A 19,098-nucleotide genomic window follows, 5' to 3' on the forward strand; every position below is an offset into this window, starting at 1 on the left:
CCAAGTTCCTCCGCCGAGTTCAATCGTGATCACGAAAAGGATGAAATGCCTGCCAACCATTCCAAACAAAAAAAGCCGGGATTAATTCCGGCCTTTCTCTTGTTGGTTCTCCTGTAAAAGCTCAAAACCTTTAGGATTGCGCAAAGTGACGTCACGAAGCGAAATGGGTTCGTCACTCACATACTTGATTTCCGCTGTTTTAGAACCGTGGGTCAGTTTGATCTGCAACTCATTAAAGACAGAAGTGACAGATACCTGAACCGGCTCATTGTCTTTCAGGCTCCAGTCGATTTCCTGTTCCTTGACTTTCTCCAAACTGTCCTTAAATCGATATAGGAACAGTCTGTTGCTTTTCTTCCACACCAGCCGGTAACGGCTTCCGTCAATCGCCTGCAGATCCATATGTAAACGATCTCCGTCCGCAGGCGGGATCAACGTGAGGCTGGCAGAAGCCGTCAATGCAACGCGAACCTGCGTCCGTGGAGTCACTTTCAAACGGTTCTTCTGTTGGTCATCAACGGTAAGAATCCCTTGACCGAAATCGAGTTGCCAAGGTTGTCCGTTCATCCAGGCATCTTCAACCGCTTTCCGGTCTGAAATCGCATTTAATTGGGGATAAAACAATGTAGCTCCTTCCCGCCCGTAAAAGCGGAAAAATAACTCCGAGTGGATGGGTGAAGTTCCCACAGCCATCCATTTCTCTACCTGTCCCTGTTCATTGATGGAAATGCGAAGAGGCTCACCGGGGAAATAATGAAGCTCAAACGTGTACTTCTTTCCCGGTTTGATCCGGTAAACCGTTCCGGAATTGCCGAATTCGAATTTCCTGTTGCCAGCCTTTTGAAAAAGGGTCAGTCTGCCCTGATTGTCGATTTCAAGCCCGTATGCGGATTGCTTGTCCTTCGTCTCCAACAACCCGATAAATCCATTCAACTTTTCAAGCATAATCTCGCCGCGAACGGTAGAGGCTCCTTGCAAGATATAAGGTAATGTATAAGACCTTTTTTCATTGGAAAATGAAACGGATTGAATCAGTTCATCACTCGAAAACTTATCTTTTTTTTCCTCTTCTTGCGGTCTGAAAAAGCCGAACGGATCACCGGATGCACTGCTGTCCAACGGTTTCCACTGAGAAACGGCAATGGCGACAAGGACCAGAAAAGCTGCAAAAACCGACACAGTTGTGTAAATCCTTCTCCGCTTCCGCTGTTTGGCATCGCTGCGAAAACCGGCGTGCGCCTGCCTGTTTGCCGCTGACATATCTGCGATTGCCCGGCGTACTTCGTCAAAGGATACCTTTGAATCCAAACACTGGAGTGCCAACTTTTTAAATTTGGGCGGAACCTGTTTGGCTTCCAATTGTTTTTCACACTGTTTGAGACTGTCTGAAGGAGCCTGTCCCGTCAAGAGATAATACAACAGCTCCCGCCATTTATCATCCAATGCCGAGGTCTGTTCATCCTTGATGTAATAGAACAACAGAACAGGATTGTCTCCGTTTAACAGAATATTTTTCGGATCTAAAGCGGCTCCCATCTTTAGCGGCAGGCGATCCAAGTCGGTCAAGGTTTTGAACAGCATGTCAGCGATTTGAATGGCATACTCCGGCTCCATCGCCCGTTCCCTGTTGACCAACAGCGGGAGAGGATCTCCCGAAAAAGGAGGATGCACCAGAATGAGCTGGTCTTCCTCCTCCAAGATATCAAGGATTGGAGCCAGGTGCGGATGCTGCAGCTTTTTAAGTGCTTCCTGGTAACCTGCAGGCAGAGGGCGACGGTTTATTTTGATGCTTTGCAGAAAAACCTGCGCACCGTCCGAAGATTTCGCTTGCAGAAGCTGACCGGAGAAAAAATTGATCACATCTTCCACTTGAAATCTTTCATAATACCGACGCTTCACATGTTGTTCCCGTATCAACAATTGTTTCCCCTAACCTTTTGTTATGATAGTAAGCAATATAAATCAAGTATGACTCAGTACTGCCAGCATCTATATGCTATCATAAGCACTAGAAAAATCAAGAAAAAAATTTATATAAATACCTAGAAAGCTCTTTTCCACCGGTGAAAAAATCCGGTATATTTTCAGCCCTCGAATCCATTTCCGACCGGCAAGATCTTGATGTCCATTTCTTCTTCTATGGGAACAATTCCCTTTTTAATCAGTACGGGACGGTCAAAGTAATAGATTAATGACTCCGATTTATTTTTTTGCTCGATTTCAATTTTTACCATGGTGTCCTGATTGTGCACGTTTACTTTTGCCGGTATTTTCGGATCCCAATCCCATAAGATTTTTTTCGTTGTCAATTTCAATTGGTCATCGATATGATTGAGTTCGATGTTGCGATTTTTTCTCCAGATAAACTTTAATTGGTTCCCTTCCGCGGTTTCCAGATCCAGCTGAACCGGATCGGTTGGAATTTTCTCCGGATAGAAAAACTGGAAAGAAAAAAAGCCGAATTTCGATATTTGCAGCTGCGATTTCGGTTGCACCCGGATTCCTTTTTGGTCGGCCAGCACTTCTCCGTGAGCCAGGTCCCACTGGTGTCCGTTCATCCACTTTTCAAGAGCCGTTTGGCTGTCATGAAAACGGGAAATGCTTACTTGACTCACCGTGGTACGCTCGTTTCCCCTGAATCGGAAGCGGTAGTTTTCATCTTTCATCAACGGCCCTACAGTCATCCACTCCGTTTTTTCATACAAGTCTTTGACGGAGATTCGCAGTCGTTCATTCGGTATGTAATACAGATCCACTTGATAGGAGTGCTTTGAGTTCAGCCAAAAAGATTTACTGTTGCGGACACTTGGTTGGGCAAAGTTCTGTTCCTGCTTATACTGTTCCCCGACAACACTGAGTTCCCCGATGGAGTCCAACCGAATTCCATATTGTTGCGAAGTTTCTTCTGAAAGAAAAGATGCCGAAAAAGGTCCCAATTTATTTTGAATGATGTGAAATTGAATGTGCGTAATCCCGCTCACCGGCTGCTTGGCCAAATGACTCGTCACTTCACTCCCGTTAAACCGAATGGACGGGATCTGCTCCACCACTCTCACCGATTCCCCGGCAGTCTGATCGGGTGTACGGACCGAATGATTTCCCATGTTCAGCGCATCCGTGTACATAACAAAATACCCCATGAAAAGAATCGATAAGATGGCTGCGCTAACGGCCGCGGGAATGGTGACCGAATGCAATTTGAATGAGTCTTTTTTCTTCCGGTGAAGAGGTAAAGCGGTATTTTGCGCAAGCTGAATAATGTCTGTGAGGGTGCGGCGGGGATTTAAACTCTCTTGGATCAGCAATTGGATCGAATCGGGCAGGTCCGGGTCCAATTTTATTTCGGAGAGAGAGGGATATGGCTTATATTTGGAGCGAATTCCTGTAACCAAATAATAGAGCAACCCTCTCCATGCTTCGTCATCCTCCCGCTGTGGTCCCCGCTCGCCAATATCAAAAAAAAGCAAATAAGGGTGGTCGCCCGCCATGACTATATTTCTCGGATCCAGGGTCGTCACGATGGGCACGGGAAGTTCGCTCAACTCTTTGACCGATTGCAGTAACTGCCGGTAGAGATTTAAGGCTTTTGCGGAATCTAACGGCTTTTCGGGTGTGACCAGCAGGGTTAGAGGATCTCCGAACAGGACCGGATAAACGATCACCACATATTCTCCGTCATCATAAATTTCCCGGCTCGGAACCAGATGAGGGTGATTCAGTTTCGTGAGAATATCCTTATAATCCGACGGAAGGGACCTCATTTTGTTAATTTCGTGAAGAAGCACCTGTTCTCCGGCCGGTGAACGGGCCAAGAGCAGCGAACCCAAAGAAAAAGCAAGCACATCTTCCACTTGAAAGTGTTCATAAAATTTTTTCCTATCTTTCACTGGACATTCCTCCTTTCAGAAAATAATCATTCCGTTTTGCAATCAACTTCCAAGACAGATATGTATTTATACTAAACATTTAATTTATAAAAATCAATCAACTCTATCAGTGAAGTTTCGATTTCCTGCGGACAGGAAAGAAAAAAGCCTTGCCGCAGTTGGACGGCAAGGACGGGTAACGGGTATGGGATTTTTTTTGCAGTGGACCTCACACGCGGCCTCGATCCTGCCCAATTCCGGGGCCCTGAACATGACCATTCCGTCTACCGGTTTCTCAAAGCTTGATCCATCTTTGGATCGGCGATGAATCTCAGTTTCATTTTTCGTTTCGCCCGGTATTCACTTGATATAAGACAGCAATTTCAGCGTAAGATCTTTTGCACCTTCACCTGTTTCATTGACCGGACCGACACAAGACGGACAGCCCCCTTGGCAGGGACATGCCTGGATATGCGCTTTGGCGATGTTTAACAGTTGTTCGCTCAGTTCAAACAGTTTGTCGCTGAGTCCCACTCCGCCCGGCACTTTATCATACAGATAAATGGTGGGCAACTTTGAATGCACAGCCTTCACCTGTGCGGAAACTCCCAAATCTTTCGGGTCGCACATCAGGTAGACCGGTGCCAGATAGGCAAGCACATTGCTGAGCCCGACCAGCCCTGTCTGCAGATCATTTTGTCTAAAACGGCTGATTTCCGGGTGATTGAGGGTCAACCAATAAGCCGATGTATGCATTTCCTGCTCGGGAAGATGCACGGGACCCGACCCGATATTTTCGTGGGTATACAATTTAATTTTTTTAAACAGCGTAACCAGCGCATTCACCGTCACCTCTCCCAAACTTCGCGTGTGGGTCTCAGACGTTTCCTCCCGGTCCACTCCCAGCACCCGCAGTTGCACGGCGAGATTGGCGTCGGTGTAATAATCGACATCTACCTCGCGCACATATGCTTTTTTCTCTTCAAGATCCAGCTTCTCCACTTGATACTGAACCCCTTCGTGGAGATAGATCGCTTCTTCATGCAGTAGCATGGGGGCGCTGAAACGGTCCACTTCCCCGATGACCTTGTGACTGGCTGTCTCTGAGATATCGATGATGACCACATTTTCCTGATCGGCGGTTCTGAGACTGACCTCTTTGGCCGGAAATGACTGATTCATCCAATACCAGCGGTTTCCCGACCGGTGCAGTATTTTTTCCTCTGCCAGAAAATCGAGAATTTCCTCCGTCGTCGCCACTCCAAACTGTTCCCCCGCTTCAAAGGGCAATTCATAAGCTGCACACTTGATATGATTGACCAGGATGATCAGATTATCCGGCTGCACCAACGCATGTTCGGGAGATTGCTCCAAAAAATACTCCGGGTGTTGAATCACATACTGATCCAGCGGGTTGGAGGAAGCGACTAAAATCTGGAGGGATGCCCCGTGCCTGCGGCCTGCCCTTCCCGCCTGTTGCCAGGTGCTGGAGATGCTTCCGGGATACCCGCAGATAATACAGGCTTCCAACTGCCCGATATCAATTCCCAGCTCCAACGCGTTGGTGCTGACCACACCGCGGATTTCCCCGGACCGGAGTCCCTTTTCAATCGCTCTTCGCTGATTCGGAAGATATCCTCCCCGGTATCCACGCACTTTTCCCGGCAAAATATTTTGCAAATAGGTGAGCAGCACTTCCACCCGCACCCTGCTTCTTGCAAAGACAATGGTCTGAATATCATTCTTCAAAAGCGTTTCAGCCAGACGACGGGCCTCCAGAACACTGCTGCGCCGGATGCCCAAAGCTTTGTTCACCACCGGCGGATTATAAAAAAGAAAGTGCTTTTCCCCGCTGGGAGCTCCATTATTATCCACAAGAGTCATCCGGGTTCCTGTCAGGGTTTCGGCAAAAGAACGGGGATTGGCAATCGTTGCTGAAGAACAGATAAATTGCGGTTCTGATCCATAATGGCGGCAAATTCGGCGCAAACGGCGCAATACGTTGGCGAAATGGCTGCCAAAGACCCCGCGGTAGGCATGCAGCTCGTCAATCACAATGTATCGCAAGTTTTCAAATAGTTTCACCCATTTGGTATGATGAGGCAGGACCGCCTGATGGAGCATATCAGGATTGGTCACCACAATATGGCCGGCCCGGCGGATGGCTTGACGTGCCGAGGCAGGCGTATCCCCATCATATGTATACCCTTTGATATCTCTTCCCATCAGTTCGATCCACCGGTTCAATTCGGCCATCTGGTCATAGGCTAAGGCCTTGGTCGGAAAAATATAAAGCGCCCGGGCACTGTTCTCTTCCAGGATGGTGTGCAATACGGGCAAGTTGTAACACAGTGTTTTTCCTGATGCCGTCGGTGTCACAACGACCACGTTTTTGCCCCCTAAGGCATGTTCCACTGCGGTGGCTTGATGGGTGTAAAGACGCTCAAAGCCTTGTTTTTTCAATGCCGAGACCAAGTCCGGATGGAGATTTTCCGGAAAAGGAGCGTACTGTGCTTCCCGCGGGGGAATCACTTCCCAGCGGGTCACGTTTTTTAAAAGATCTTCCTCCCTCTGGAGTTGATCAATCAGCATGCGGATATTCATCCGAGTCTCCCCCCTCTCTTCTTTATCCTGTGAGACCGCCCAGCAATATACCATTTACCTTCTGAAATTCCACTCATCGTTGCCGTAACGGGTTCGCACCAACTCTTCCGCCAATTCCTGTTCATATCTGGTCAGTTCACCCGGAATCAGGTTTAATCCCATCCCCTTTGCAAAACCGGTATAAAAAGCTTCGATCACCTGCTCCATGGAAACCGGTTTCTCCCTGACCAGGTTAATGGCCACGGCTTTTTCCGCAAAATTTTTCTTTAGTCTTTCTTTCACGCGCTCTGATGGAAAACGAAGCACACGAAACAATAAATCGGTATCCAGATTGAGCAGGATGGACCCGTGTTGCAGGATCACTCCCCGCTGCCGTGTCTGGGCGCTTCCGGCTACCTTTTTCCTCTCGATGACCAGCTCATAATCAGAGGGAGAATCAAAACAAGCAGCAGATGAATGCTCTCTTTGTGCCTGGTCCGGGGATGACAGGTCCGCTCTCATTCCGAGCTGGCGAAAGCCTTCCAGCAATCCCTGGCTGATCACCCGGTACGACTCACTCACGGAAGAGGGCATCAACGGATGGTCTTCAGAAACAATCACGCTGTATGTAAGCTCTTGATCATGCAAAACCGCTCTGCCTCCCGTCATGCGGCGTACAAAACCGAGCCCCGCTTCTTTCAGACGTTCAAGATCCACTTCTTTTTCCGCTCTTTGAAAATATCCGATCGACAGAGTTGCCGGGTTCCAGCCGTAAAAACGGAGCGTGGGAGGCACTTTCCCTTCCCGATGTGCGGTCATGATCGCTTCATCCAAAGCCATGTTATATGCGGATGAATATATCTGATAAGGTAAAAATCTCCAATTCCGCAAACCAACATCCTCCCAAATCTCTTTTTGTATTTATTTTATCTTTTGTGAAGAAAAAAGAACAAGTAGACTCTAAATCTCGTTAGCAAATCAAAAGGATCGGCCAGATGATCCGGGATTTTTCATAACTATTTATAAAATAAATAAATTGTTGAATTTTTAGTCTGCAAATTTTAAAATATAGATATGTTGGTTTATTCCCATTTCCAAATAAGGGGGTATCCGGGAGCACAGGAAAAATTGACCAATTAATGAAAAAGCGCTCAAACGGTTGTATGACGCTGCCAGCTATTTCAAAATCCCTTGGCCGGAACCGCTAGGACAACTGTCGGGGAGCTGATTTCACACTTTTGACGGACCCTGTTTTGAAATAGCTTCGGCCATCCATTCCGAGAGGAGTCGTTTTTATTGAACAGAAAAAAGCGCAAAATCTTCGCATTGAGCTGGTTATTGTGTTCACTTTTGCTTGCTTCCACTATTTTACCTTCTCTTTCATATGCACAATCGTCTTCCCCGTATCTCTCCTATCTTGGAAACTCTGAGTCAGGGAAAAAAATTACAAAAGCCAAAATAAGCGAAAAACTGATCCAACAGTTCAAAAAAAAGAAAGAGGTAACATTTTTAGTGAAATTGAAGAAGCAGGCAGATACGAAGAAGGTCGCGGCTGAAGCAGCCAAAAAAGCAAAAACTCAAAAACAAACCGCTGCCAAAGCCACATTGATGAAGCGCTCCTCTGTCGTCTCCTCTTTGCGAGCCACTGCCCATGAAACACAGCATTCCTTAAAAGATTACCTGAGCAAGCAAAAAAAGAAAGGATTTGTGAAAGATTACCAATCCTTCTATATTGTCAACGCCATCGCGGTGACGGCTACCAAGGAAGTGATGGAAAAGCTCGCCGCCGATCCCGAAGTGGACAAGATTTTACCCAATGAAACCCGAAAGTTAATAGGAGTCGATCCGAAAAAGTTGACAGCCAGGACAAGTAAATCTGGGTCCGTCCAACAATCGGAATCCGATGCAAATCCCGCTTCCATCGAGTGGAACGTCGAACGGATCGGTGCACCTCAAGTATGGAATATGGGCTTCGACGGTTCCGGGGTTGTCGTTGCCAATATTGATACCGGTGTAGAGTGGGATCATCCCGCGCTCAAAGCCAAGTATCGAGGTTACAATCCGGCCCGTCCGGACCAGCCCGATCATACGTTCAGCTGGTTTGATGCCGTGAATGGCAGATCCGCCCCTTACGACGACTTGGCACACGGCACCCACACCATGGGGACAATGGTCGGATCGGAGGAGAACGGCGCCAACCGGATTGGGGTTGCTCCGGGAGCCAAATGGATCGCAGTGAAAGCGTTTTCCGGTGAAGGCGGAACGGATGTCGACCTGCTGGAAGCCGGAGAATGGATTCTGGCACCCAAAGACGGGCAGGGCAACCCGCATCCGGAAAAAGCTCCCGATGTCGTCAATAACTCCTGGGGAGGCGGACCCGGTCTCGATGAATGGTATCGTCAGATGGTGCAAAACTGGCGGGCTGCCGAGATTTTCCCTGAATTTTCGGCCGGAAATGATGGTCCGGACCCGGGAACGGTCGCCAATCCAGCCAACTATCCGGAGTCATTTGCCACCGGAGCAACCGATATCAACAATCAACTGGCCGGCTTCTCATCACGAGGACCCTCACCGTACAACGAGACCAAACCGGAAGTATCCGCACCCGGAGCAAATGTCCGATCATCCGTCCCCGGCAGAGGCTATGAGGGCGGATGGAACGGCACCTCGATGGCCGGACCCCATGTATCGGGTGTTGTCGCCCTTTTAAAACAGGTCGATTCCTCGCTCACAGTTGACCGGATAGAACAAATTTTGCTGGAAACCGCTACACCGCTTACGGACTCCGCTTTCCCCGAATCGCCCAACAACGGGTACGGTCACGGCCTTGTTAACGCATTTGACGCTGTTTCCTCTATTGTCACCGGCCTCGGGCGCGTTCAAGGGCAAGTGGTCCGGGAAGGCCGGGATACGGAAAATCCCACCTTCCAGCATACTCCGCCAAATGAAGCCTATGACAAGATGAATTTGCCTCTCTCCGTGAGCGTTCAGGATAACGTGAGCATATCCGGAGTGGAGCTTCAGTACCGGGCCGATGCGAATGCTCAATGGCAAACGGTCAAAGCGGCGCGGACGGCGGGCAACCATAAAAACGGGACTTACCAGGGGGTGATTCCCGGCGAGGCCGTCCGGGAGCCTCAAATCATCTATCGCTGGCGCGTGACCGATTACGGGCAAAACAGCGTTACTTCCGACGACTATCAAATCAACGTCCGTTCCGGAATTACGGTCGGTTACACGCAAGATTTTGAATCCCTGCCTGCCGGATGGTATTCTTACGGAATGAAAAACAGCTGGGAATGGGGGATCCCCACCTCCGGACCCGGACACGCCTTTTCCGGGGAAAAAGTTTACGCCACCAACTTGGAAGGCAACTACGACGACCAAGCCAACATGACCCTGTTGATGCCTCCGATCGATCTGCCGCAGGGCAATGCGTATCTGCAGTTTAAACACTGGTACGCTTTGGAGGAGTCTTTTGATTATGGTCATGTATTGGTCTCCTCAGATCAGGAAAACTGGACCCAGTTGGCCAGATTCAACGGGTCATCGGGGGACTGGATCGACGGTCAAATCGACTTGTCTCCGTATGCCGGGCAACGGATCTATGTAGCTTTTAATGTCACGACCGATCCCAGTGTAACCCTGGCCGGCTGGTATCTCGATGACGTCAGCTTAAGCAACACCCCGTTGAACCCGTCCGCCGCTTCCGGTCCCGATATGGAAAAACCCGGCTCAAAACCTGCAACAGATAAGAAGAAGGTAAACCCCGACAACATCAAACCATTCAAAGTTACAAACATCCAGTCTCCTTCCGCTGCCGCCGGCAGCCCGTCCGCCCAGCCTCTGTCCCTCCCACTGGATGCTCGTGTGAGCGTAGTGGAAACGGGCCGCTCTGTCCCGACGAACCCTGCAGACGGAAGCTATTCCTTCTCCCACGCCGCCGGTGAGTATACACTGCGGGCAGAATCTTACGGATTCCGTTCGGCAGACCAGCGGGTAACTATTCCGCGCGATGGCACCGCGGAAGCCAACTTCACACTGAACCCGATCCCGCAAGGAACGGTGAGCGGTGTGGTCACGAACAAACAAACAGGCCAACCGGTGGCGGGTGCTACCCTGCTCTTAATGGAAGATGCCGTTGTTCAACCTGTTCAAACCGACGAAAACGGGCGTTACACCCTGACGGCTTACGAAGGATCCTACACCCTGCATGTATCAGGGCCTCGCTATTACAGCCAGGAGATGCCGATCACCATTGCCGGGAATGGAAATACAGAACAGAACGTCGAGCTCAGACCATTCATCGGTTATCCGGGCGAGACGGGTTATGATGACGGTACCGCCGAAGATGCTCTCGCTTTCTATCAACCTGGAAACGGGTTTGCCGTCAAGATGTCCCTCCCCGAGGGAAAAGAGAAAGCGATGGTCACCGCGGGTCTGTTCCGCTTCTGGGGAACTGATTTTCCCGATCCGGGGGGAACCCGCTTTCAGGTTGCCATCTATGATGCCAGTGGTCCAGACGGGGCGCCCGGTCGGAAATTAGCCGGCCCGGTTGATGCCACCGCTCTGCGCAACGGGGAATGGACGGTTGTGGATCTGTCGGCAAAAGGAATCCTTGTCGAACAGGATTTCTACATGGTCTGTATGCAAACCGATCCCTTCCCGTACTCACCCGGATTGGGAATTGACCGAAACGGACCAAAATCCGGACGCAACTGGCAACTGGTCGACGGAAGCTGGTCACTGTTTCCCGAAAATGATTATGGCAACTTGATGATCCGTGCACGGGTAGACTTAGAAGCCGGTCCGCCAGTCATTACATTACCGAAGGATGGAAACCACACCAATCAGTCTGCCATCACCGTGGAAGGGAAGGCGGCCCCTACCACTCGGGTTCATATCATGAACCATGGTGAGGAAGTAACGGCCGTACCTGCAAGAAATGACGGCACATTCTCTGCTGAGGTAACTCTCCGCAACGGTGAAAACGTACTGACAGCGATCTCCTCTTCCAGTAACGGAACCACAGATCCTTCTGAACCGGTCAAAGTCGTTCTGGACCAGACCAAACCGGAACTGACCATCTCCGGTCCGGCTGACGGTTTAAAAACCAACCGGGAAGCAGTCACCGTGACAGGCAAAGCCACCGATACCCATCTGGCTACGGTAAAAGTAAACGACCAACCGGCCACACTGGCTGATGACGGCTCTTACTCCCTTCGCCTGCTTCTGAATGAAGGAGAAAACAAAATCACGGTCACCGCCTCCGACCGCGCGGGGAATGCGACAAGCAAGCAGATCACCGTCTATGCAAAGTGGAATGCTCCAAAGATCGAACACCTGAAACCGGATCAAGATGTGGTACTCAAAACCGGTCAAAGCGTGAAAATCGAGCTGGACAGCGAACCGGGACTCCGGGGCACATTTGTGATTCACATGCCGTTAACGGATCTCAATAAAAACGCACCTGCCAACGCGACAGAGTTCCCGCTCATGGAACAAGGGAACGGCCACTATGTCGGATATTACACTGCTACGAAAATCAAAGCGGCCGGTGCACGAATCGAAGTGATCTTGAAAGATGATTACGGGAATGAATCCAGACAAACAGCGGCCGGAAAACTGTTTATCAATACAAAACCACAATAATGCTCCATTCACCAGATTGAGAGGGGAACGCCCTCTCATTTTTTCGTTCAGGTTAGTAAAACCTTTCATTCAGCTTGATGTGCCTGGCGCATGAATGTCAGGCACAGGGTACGAAAAAAGGCTGGCATCTTTGAACCAGCCTTTTTCGGTCACGCGATTTCCATTGATTAGTAACTTAACCCGTGCCCGTATGGATATAAGTTTGGAATCGTAACCGGCAGTTTTCCGCTTGGATGGTTGGTTCCAAACAGGGTATCGACCGCTGCTTGAAGAGAGACGGACCGGAAACCGTAAGCATTCACATACGCGTTTACATCCGGGAAGTCTTTGATGTCATAGGGATTGCGGAAGGCGACGACCGCGATGGGTTTGTTCAGTTTTTGCAACTCTTTGACCAGCTTGATCTGCTGGGGATATAAGCTGGCGCTGTAGGTGCCGACGATGAGAACATCTTTGCTGCTGGCCATTTGCACCGCCTGGGCGATCTCCGCATCGGTCGGATTGGTTTTCTGCATGTAGATTTCTTCGGTGTTGGGATGATAAGCTTTGACGCGGTCAATAATCGAATACTGGCTGATAATCCCCAGTTTTTGATCCGCAGAGAGTTTTAACGGAAGCAAATTTCCTTCATTTTTCACCAGTGTCACTGATTTTTCGGCCATCTCTCGGGCTTGTCGGGCGCTCTTTTCCGTTCCCACTTTTTTGGGAACCTGTTCGAGATCCACCTGACTGTTTTGGAACAGTCCATATTTCAGTTTAACTTTCAAGATCCGCAAGACCGACTCGTCAATGCGCTGTTCGGTCAGGCTGCCTGTGCGCACCGCATCGACAATCGCTTGATAGACTTCAATTTGCTCATCGGTGGTCAGCGACGGGGTTAAAAGAATGATATCGGCCCCGGCATCAACAGCTTTGACCGCTGCTTGAGGAACGCCGCCGAAGTAGTCTGCCACTCCGGCCATCGTCATGCTGTCGGTGATAATCAATCCCCGATAACCGAGCTGTTCACGCAACAATCCGGTCAGAATCGGCTTGGACAGAGTGGCCGGCAAGTCGGGGGTCGGGTCGAGAGCCGGAACGTGGATATGCGCGGTCATGATCGCGTCAATCCCGGAGGCAATCGCCTGTTTGAAAGGCACTAACTCCACTTTCTCCAATTCTGCCCTGCTCTTGTTGATGACCGGCAAGCCCAGATGGGAATCGACGTTGGTATCCCCGTGCCCCGGAAAGTGCTTTGCGGTAGCGATCACTTGGTTTTTCTGCAATCCGCGAATGGCTTCCGTTCCCATTCGCGCCACAAGCTCCGGGTTTTCGGCAAACGAGCGTACCCCGATGACCGGGTTGTCCGGATTCACGTTCACATCCAGATCAGGGGCCAAATCCATCTGAATCCCGACCGCTCTCAACTCTTGGGCCATAATTTTATAGGCTTGCCGGACCAGTTTCGGATCACGGGCAGCTCCCAAAGCCATGTTTCCCGGCAGTTCTGTCGCACCGGTCGTCAAGCGGGCCACCACGCCCCCTTCCTGATCGGTGGCGATGAGAAGCGGAATTTTGAGCCGGGTTTCTGCCGCCAGTTTTTGCAACCCATTGTTTAATTTGGCTGTTTGCACTGGATCCTTCACATTGCCCGAATAAGCAAACAAAATCATCGAACCCACATGGGCTTCCTGAATCAGTCGGCGGGCATCTTCTGTCGGTTGGTCGCCGTAAAAGCCGCCCATGATCATTTGGCCGACTTTCTCTTCCAAAGTCATTCCCGAGAGCAAAGTTTGGATCTTGCTCTCTGAAGGTTCACTCTGTGCGGCGACAGGCGAAACAACCAATGTCCCAATGAGCAGCACACAGATGAGAATGGCTCCGGTTTTTCCCAATTTCATCTCGTCCCCTCCATTTTCGCTTCCCTTAGTCAGATTTTTCGGTCAGCTCAGCTAATCATTTCGCCTTTAAATCCTATGATTCCTTTTTAAAAAATGAGAATATCAGCTATCTGCCGGGATAAGATCCCGAAGAGATGAAGCGGATGAAAACAGGGAACATTCATGCATAGTCAAAAAAAGAAGCTCCCTCATCAAGAGGGAGCTCCGTTTCATTCTACCGTGATACCTTTTTGAATGGTCACGATCCCGGAATCACCGCGGGTCACTTCCGTTTTTGCCAGTTTGACTGATTCGCCTTCTTGCAAGTTGGTGAATACAACAGGCGTTACGATCGAAGGCGCATGTTCTTTCACAAAATCGAGATCCACTTCGAGCAGCTTCTGGCCTCTCGTTACCATATCTCCTTCGGATACAAAGGATTCAAAGCCTTTTCCTTTTAGATTGACCGTATCGATGCCCACATGGATCAGAATTTCCCTGCCCAGTTTGGAACGGATGCCGATGGCGTGCTTGGTTGGGAAGATGTTGACAATCACCCCATCAACCGGAGAAACGACGGTTCCTTCCGTTGGCTGTACGGCAAATCCGTCTCCCATCAGCTTTTGCGAAAAGACTTGGTCTTCCACTTCCGTAATCGGGATCAGCTTCCCGCTCATCGGGCTTACAAATTCGTCCGCTTCGACGGGATCGATCGCAACCTCAGCGATTTGTGGTTCGTTTTCCCCGTTTTCTTGCTTTGGAGGGGTTGGTTGTTTTCCGGCCATAATTTGTTTGATCTGCTCTTTGATCTGATCGGATTTCGGTCCAAAGATCACCTGGAAGTGGTTGCCCATCTCAAGAACTCCCGATGCCCCGAGCTGTTTGAGGCGGCCTTTATCCACGTTCTTCGCATCGTTGACCGAAACGCGCAGACGGGTAATACATGCATCCAAATGAGCAATGTTTTCTTTCCCGCCCAGTGCTTCCAAGACGCTCTGAGGCAGTTCACCAGCTTCGCCGGCAACAGCTTCCGCCTCTTCTGTTTGATCTTCGCGGCCCGGTGTCTTCAGGTTGAATTTGCGAATCGCAAAACGGAAACCGAAGTAATAAATCACCGCAAAGACTAAACCTACCGGGATGACCAGCCACCATGCGGTACGGTTTTGCATCACACCAAATAACATATAGTCAATAACCCCGCCGGAGAAGGTCATTCCGATTTTAACATTTAACAATTGCATGACCATGAAGGAAAGCCCTGCAAAGATCGCATGAATGGCAAACAGTACGGGTGCTACGAACAAGAAGGAAAACTCAATCGGTTCTGTAATACCTGTTAAGAACGATGTCAGCGCCGCGGAACCCATGATACCCGCCACATATTTTTTGTGTTCAGGACGTGCTTCATGATACATGGCCAGAGCCGCGGCCGGCAATCCGAACATCATGAACGGGAACTTACCGGTCATAAATGTACCGGCTGTTAATTCCACGCCATCTTTCAACTGGGCGAAGAAGATTTTTTGGTCACCGTGAATCACTTGACCTGCTTTGTTTACATACTCGCCAAACTCAAACCAGAATGGTGAATAGAAAATATGATGCAATCCAAACGGAATTAAGGAACGTTCAATGAGCCCGAATATGAAAGCGGAAAGTGTAGGATTGGCACCAACCATATTGGTCGAAAAAGTATTTAGCCCATGTTGGATGGGCGGCCAGACGAAAATCATGATCACGCCGAGAATAATAGAGAATACACCTGTTACAATCGGAACGAAGCGTTTTCCTGCAAAAAATCCTAAATAGGGCGGCAGTTCGATCGAGTGATAGCGGTTATACAAAGCGGCTGCCAGAATCCCGATGATAATACCGCCAAACACCCCTGTTTGCAAAGTCGGAATTCCCAGGATGCTGGCAAATGCCGGGTTTGTCCCAATCTTATCCGGATCCAGCTGACCGGTTGCGATTAAAATCGCACTCATCGTTTTGTTCATGATTAAATAACCGACGATGGCGGCAATCCCCGCTACACCCTCACCTCCGGCTAAGCCGACGGCAACCCCCACCGCGAACAACAGCGATAAGTTACCGAATATAATATCCCCCGCTTGCGACAAAACATTGGCGACCAACTGAATCCACTCTGCTTTCAGAGCGGGAACAGCCGCCAGTAACGTAGGATTTTGAAGAGCTGTGCCCACGCCGAGCAAAATCCCCGCTGCCGGTAAAATGGCCACCGGCAACATTAAGGCTTTCCCCACTTTTTGCAGGACACCAAAAAGCTTTTTAAACATATTGAGTACCTCCCATTATTGCTTAATCTGCGGCAAAACGAATGCGGCCATACTTAAATAGCGGGACGGGTGTTGTCAGCCTTTACACCTTTCCCGTGTGTGAACTAAAAAAGGCATGAGCAAAGAAAGACAGATGGACTTTTTGCATGAAGGGATCTCGTCCCTTTATACAAAAAGTTCATGCAGTGCCTTTCTTCACTCATGCCTGATCGAATCAGTAACACGTGAAAGGTAGAAAAGCCGTATTCAGTTGATTAACCTTTGCAGGTGCAAAGTGAGGTAGCTGATCTCCGCCTTGCTGACAGGGCTTTCAAGAGTACGCTCCATCACTTTGGCCAGCTTCCAAGCAAGATTGTAACATACCGGGTACTGTGATTTCAAGAGGTCCGCAAAACCTTTGGGTTCGGAAACCTCTTCCCCGCGCACGGTCCGCTCGATGGCATAACGAAGGTGGGTAATCAGGCGCAAATAAGAAATACTTTTGCGGTCGATCTTGATATGAAGGGATGATTCCACAATTTGAATCAATTTTAAAATCAATTGGGAATGCTGTTTAATCTCGGCCAGACCGCGCCGGGTGATGGCACTGTGGATGTGCATGGCAATAAAGCCGATCTCACTCTCCGGCAGTTGGACGCCCAGCCTGTCCCGGATCATGTCCACAATCTCTTCAGCCACTTGGTACTCTTTTTCATAAAGAGCCTGCGTCTCGATCAAAAACGGATTTTTAAACTCCAATCCCTGCTCCAAACGCTTGATGGCAAAGCCGATATGGTCCGTGAGAGCCACATGAATGTGCTCATTCAACGGTGTCGCAAACCGCTCGGCAATGTGGTGAATCACATCATTCATCAGTTCCACCAGCCGTTCATCCACTTGGGAAATGAGTTGTTTATACTGTTCCTGTTCTTTTTTGTCGACCAGAATAAAAAGCTTTTCCACCGGCTGGGGATCAATCCGGTCCCCCGCTTTCTTTTTGAAGCCGATCCCCTTTCCGATCAGGACCACTTCTTCATAAGCAGGATGTTCGGCGATCACCACATTGTTGTTTAACGCTTTTTTAATGAGAAAGGCTTCACTCACCATCCCTCACCTCCCCCTGTAAAAACGTTTTCTATCGAACAACCGATATATCAGTATACAGGATAGTTTATCTTTTTTCCAGAAGATCCATGATCCGTCTTGGCGTAGCATGAATGTCACGAAATCGATGGGTGGTCATCATTTGATAGAAAATGATACTTCTTACAGGGATCCTGTAGCCGCCTGATGTAATGAATTTGGACGACATGCAGTCTCTCCATGCAGTCTCTCCGTCCTTCACCGCAGTTCAGGGTTTGTTTCTCCCGGCAAAGTTATTCCAGCAATTCCCTCCCGATTTCATACCAATCCCATAAACTTACTTCGGCCCCCGTATCATAAGGAACGCTTTTTTCTCGTTTAATTTCTTTTATCACATCGTCCAAAGTGGATTCAATTCGTTTTTTATCTTGAAGGAAAATTCCTTCCGAGTAGCCAAGTGAAATCGGCTCCCATTCGGATACCATTTTTCCGAACCGGATTGATTTCTCGTAGTCTTCCAGAAAGAAGTGACAATAACTGAGGTTGTTTAAGATCCCAATCGCTCTGTCCTGATCGCCTTCATAATCGGTTTCAAACATGTTTAGGTAAAGATCACGAAGCTCTGCGTACTGTTTCACGCTTTGCCTCTTTTCACCTGCCAGGCGGTAATAATTGGCTTGAACAAGCTTTAAGCGGACAAACTCCTTTCTATTCTTTCTCTCAAATACAGCAATCAAATTGACAATGCGCTTAGCAGCCTCCAAAAAATAAGCTTTGGCTTTTTCTGCTTCTCCCAGATAGAATAAGCATCTGGCGTATGCCTCATAATCTGACCATGATTGGGGACCAACAGAATCAAGAAAATTTATTTTTTGAAGGATTTGTTTTTCATTTACTTGTAACTGTCTGGCCATCGATACCCCTCCTCCTATTCAAGTTCTGTTCAACATACATGGCGGTTGAAACAGAAAGTCATTATTGTTGTTTACTTTATATCTTTGCGAGCGAGAAAACCCTTGGCTTCAGCTATGGGGATGAGAGCGAGCGTCAGGCGAGGGAGGGGATGGTTTTCCCCCTCTCGCAAGCCTGACCATCTTTTGCTTTTTTGTTCCCTCAATCAGATACCTTGTGCATGTCTAATGCATGTTTGTAAAATTGTCAATAGGTGATGAATTTGGGAACGGTTCAAAGTAATCGAAATTCTCCCAAACAGACCCCTTGGTTTTCGCGAATCAGTTTGGTCGATAGCTTATGTAGAAAGTCATGCCTTGCGTTGACAATCTTTTCATGAATCTTTGCCACCTTGATTTTGGCTTTGTGCCCATTCGCCCCCCCTTTTTGACGGCGGGACAAGATTCTTTGCCAGTGTGCCAGTTTCTTTTCATACTTCCTGAAAACCTTTGGAGCGTTGATTTTTGTGCCATCCGAAAGGATGGCGAAGTTTTTTAAACCCAAGTCTACTCCGATGAATTTTTCTTTGTCCACCGGAACATAGGGACAGGCACTCATTTCACAAAGGATCGAAACAAAAAACTTCCCGGCCGGGTTCCGCCGGATTGTCGCGGACAGAATTTTTCCCTCGATTTTACGCGATTTTGCAAACTTCACCCATCCCAATTTGGGAAGTTTGATTTGGTTGCCCACTGCTTCGATGGTCGGTTTTCCTTTCTTTGGGTAGTTACACTGGCTCGTGTAAGACTGGACGGGATTTTTCCTGCTTTTGAAGCGGGGACGGTCATTTTGTTTCTTGAAGAAACGGGAGAAGGCATCCGCCAGATT

The 19,098-nt window shown here is 49.0% G+C and carries 9 protein-coding genes and 1 pseudogene; 1 reads left to right on the forward strand and 9 read right to left on the reverse strand.

Translation table 11 applies throughout. The features are described from left to right. Positions 1 to 81: 81 nt before the first annotated feature. The 4 genes from BMW55_RS09970 to BMW55_RS09985 form a co-directional block, all read right to left on the reverse strand. Positions 82 to 1,917 carry a serine/threonine-protein kinase gene (locus BMW55_RS09970; protein WP_089968166.1) on the reverse strand — a complete coding sequence of 612 codons (1,836 nt, stop codon included), beginning with the start codon at positions 1,915 to 1,917 and terminating at the stop codon, positions 82 to 84. Between the two features lie 167 nt (positions 1,918 to 2,084). Next, complete coding sequence (locus tag BMW55_RS09975) at positions 2,085 to 3,887, reverse strand: serine/threonine-protein kinase (protein ID WP_089968169.1); 1,803 nt, start codon at positions 3,885 to 3,887, stop codon at positions 2,085 to 2,087. 339 nt (positions 3,888 to 4,226) lie between these two features. After that, the gene (locus BMW55_RS09980) at positions 4,227 to 6,470 is read right to left on the reverse strand and encodes a DEAD/DEAH box helicase (RefSeq protein ID WP_089968171.1); all 2,244 of its coding nucleotides are present in this window, start codon (positions 6,468 to 6,470) and stop codon (positions 4,227 to 4,229) included. A gap of 54 nt (positions 6,471 to 6,524) precedes the next feature. Next, positions 6,525 to 7,340 (reverse strand): lipoate--protein ligase family protein, encoded by an 816-nt coding sequence (locus BMW55_RS09985; protein ID WP_170839856.1) that lies wholly within the window; start codon positions 7,338 to 7,340, stop codon positions 6,525 to 6,527. Positions 7,341 to 7,745: 405 nt separating this feature from the next. Here BMW55_RS09985 and BMW55_RS09990 point away from each other — a divergent pair, with 405 nt between their 5' ends. Further along, complete coding sequence (locus BMW55_RS09990; protein ID WP_089968174.1) at positions 7,746 to 12,101, forward strand: S8 family peptidase; 4,356 nt, start codon at positions 7,746 to 7,748, stop codon at positions 12,099 to 12,101. Positions 12,102 to 12,268: 167 nt separating this feature from the next. On the opposite strand, the gene nagZ is transcribed toward BMW55_RS09990, so the two are convergent. The 5 genes and pseudogenes from nagZ to BMW55_RS10015 all read right to left on the reverse strand — a co-directional run. Next, positions 12,269 to 13,981: a beta-N-acetylhexosaminidase gene (nagZ, locus tag BMW55_RS09995; RefSeq protein WP_089968177.1), complete on the reverse strand. Its 1,713-nt coding sequence runs from the start codon at positions 13,979 to 13,981 to the stop codon at positions 12,269 to 12,271. 209 nt (positions 13,982 to 14,190) lie between these two features. Further along, entirely contained in the window at positions 14,191 to 16,257 is a 2,067-nt protein-coding gene (gene ptsG, locus BMW55_RS10000; protein ID WP_089968180.1) for a glucose-specific PTS transporter subunit IIBC, read from the reverse strand. 246 nt (positions 16,258 to 16,503) lie between these two features. Continuing rightward, entirely contained in the window at positions 16,504 to 17,343 is an 840-nt protein-coding gene (gene glcT / locus BMW55_RS10005) for a glucose PTS transporter transcription antiterminator GlcT (RefSeq protein WP_170839857.1), read from the reverse strand. A 269-nt stretch (positions 17,344 to 17,612) separates the two neighbouring features. Continuing rightward, positions 17,613 to 18,233: a hypothetical protein gene (locus BMW55_RS10010; protein ID WP_089968183.1), complete on the reverse strand. Its 621-nt coding sequence runs from the start codon at positions 18,231 to 18,233 to the stop codon at positions 17,613 to 17,615. A 277-nt stretch (positions 18,234 to 18,510) separates the two neighbouring features. Continuing rightward, a pseudogene (locus BMW55_RS10015) lies at positions 18,511 to 19,098 on the reverse strand (RNA-guided endonuclease TnpB family protein); the annotation flags it as partial.

The sequence above is a fragment of the Lihuaxuella thermophila genome (assembly GCF_900110165.1).
Taxonomy (GTDB): Bacteria; Bacillota; Bacilli; order Thermoactinomycetales; family Thermoactinomycetaceae; genus Lihuaxuella; species Lihuaxuella thermophila.

What these genes read in the sequence shown, in the direction of transcription:
- BMW55_RS09980 (WP_089968171.1), bottom strand. Translation starts at nt 6,470, where the DNA reads ATGAATATCCGCATGCTGATTGATCAACTCCAGAGGGAGGAAGATCTT.
- nagZ (WP_089968177.1), bottom strand. Translation starts at nt 13,981, where the DNA reads ATGAAATTGGGAAAAACCGGAGCCATTCTCATCTGTGTGCTGCTCATT.
- ptsG (WP_089968180.1), bottom strand. Translation starts at nt 16,257, where the DNA reads ATGTTTAAAAAGCTTTTTGGTGTCCTGCAAAAAGTGGGGAAAGCCTTA.
- glcT (WP_170839857.1), bottom strand. Translation starts at nt 17,343, where the DNA reads ATGGTGAGTGAAGCCTTTCTCATTAAAAAAGCGTTAAACAACAATGTG.
- BMW55_RS10010 (WP_089968183.1), bottom strand. Translation starts at nt 18,233, where the DNA reads ATGGCCAGACAGTTACAAGTAAATGAAAAACAAATCCTTCAAAAAATA.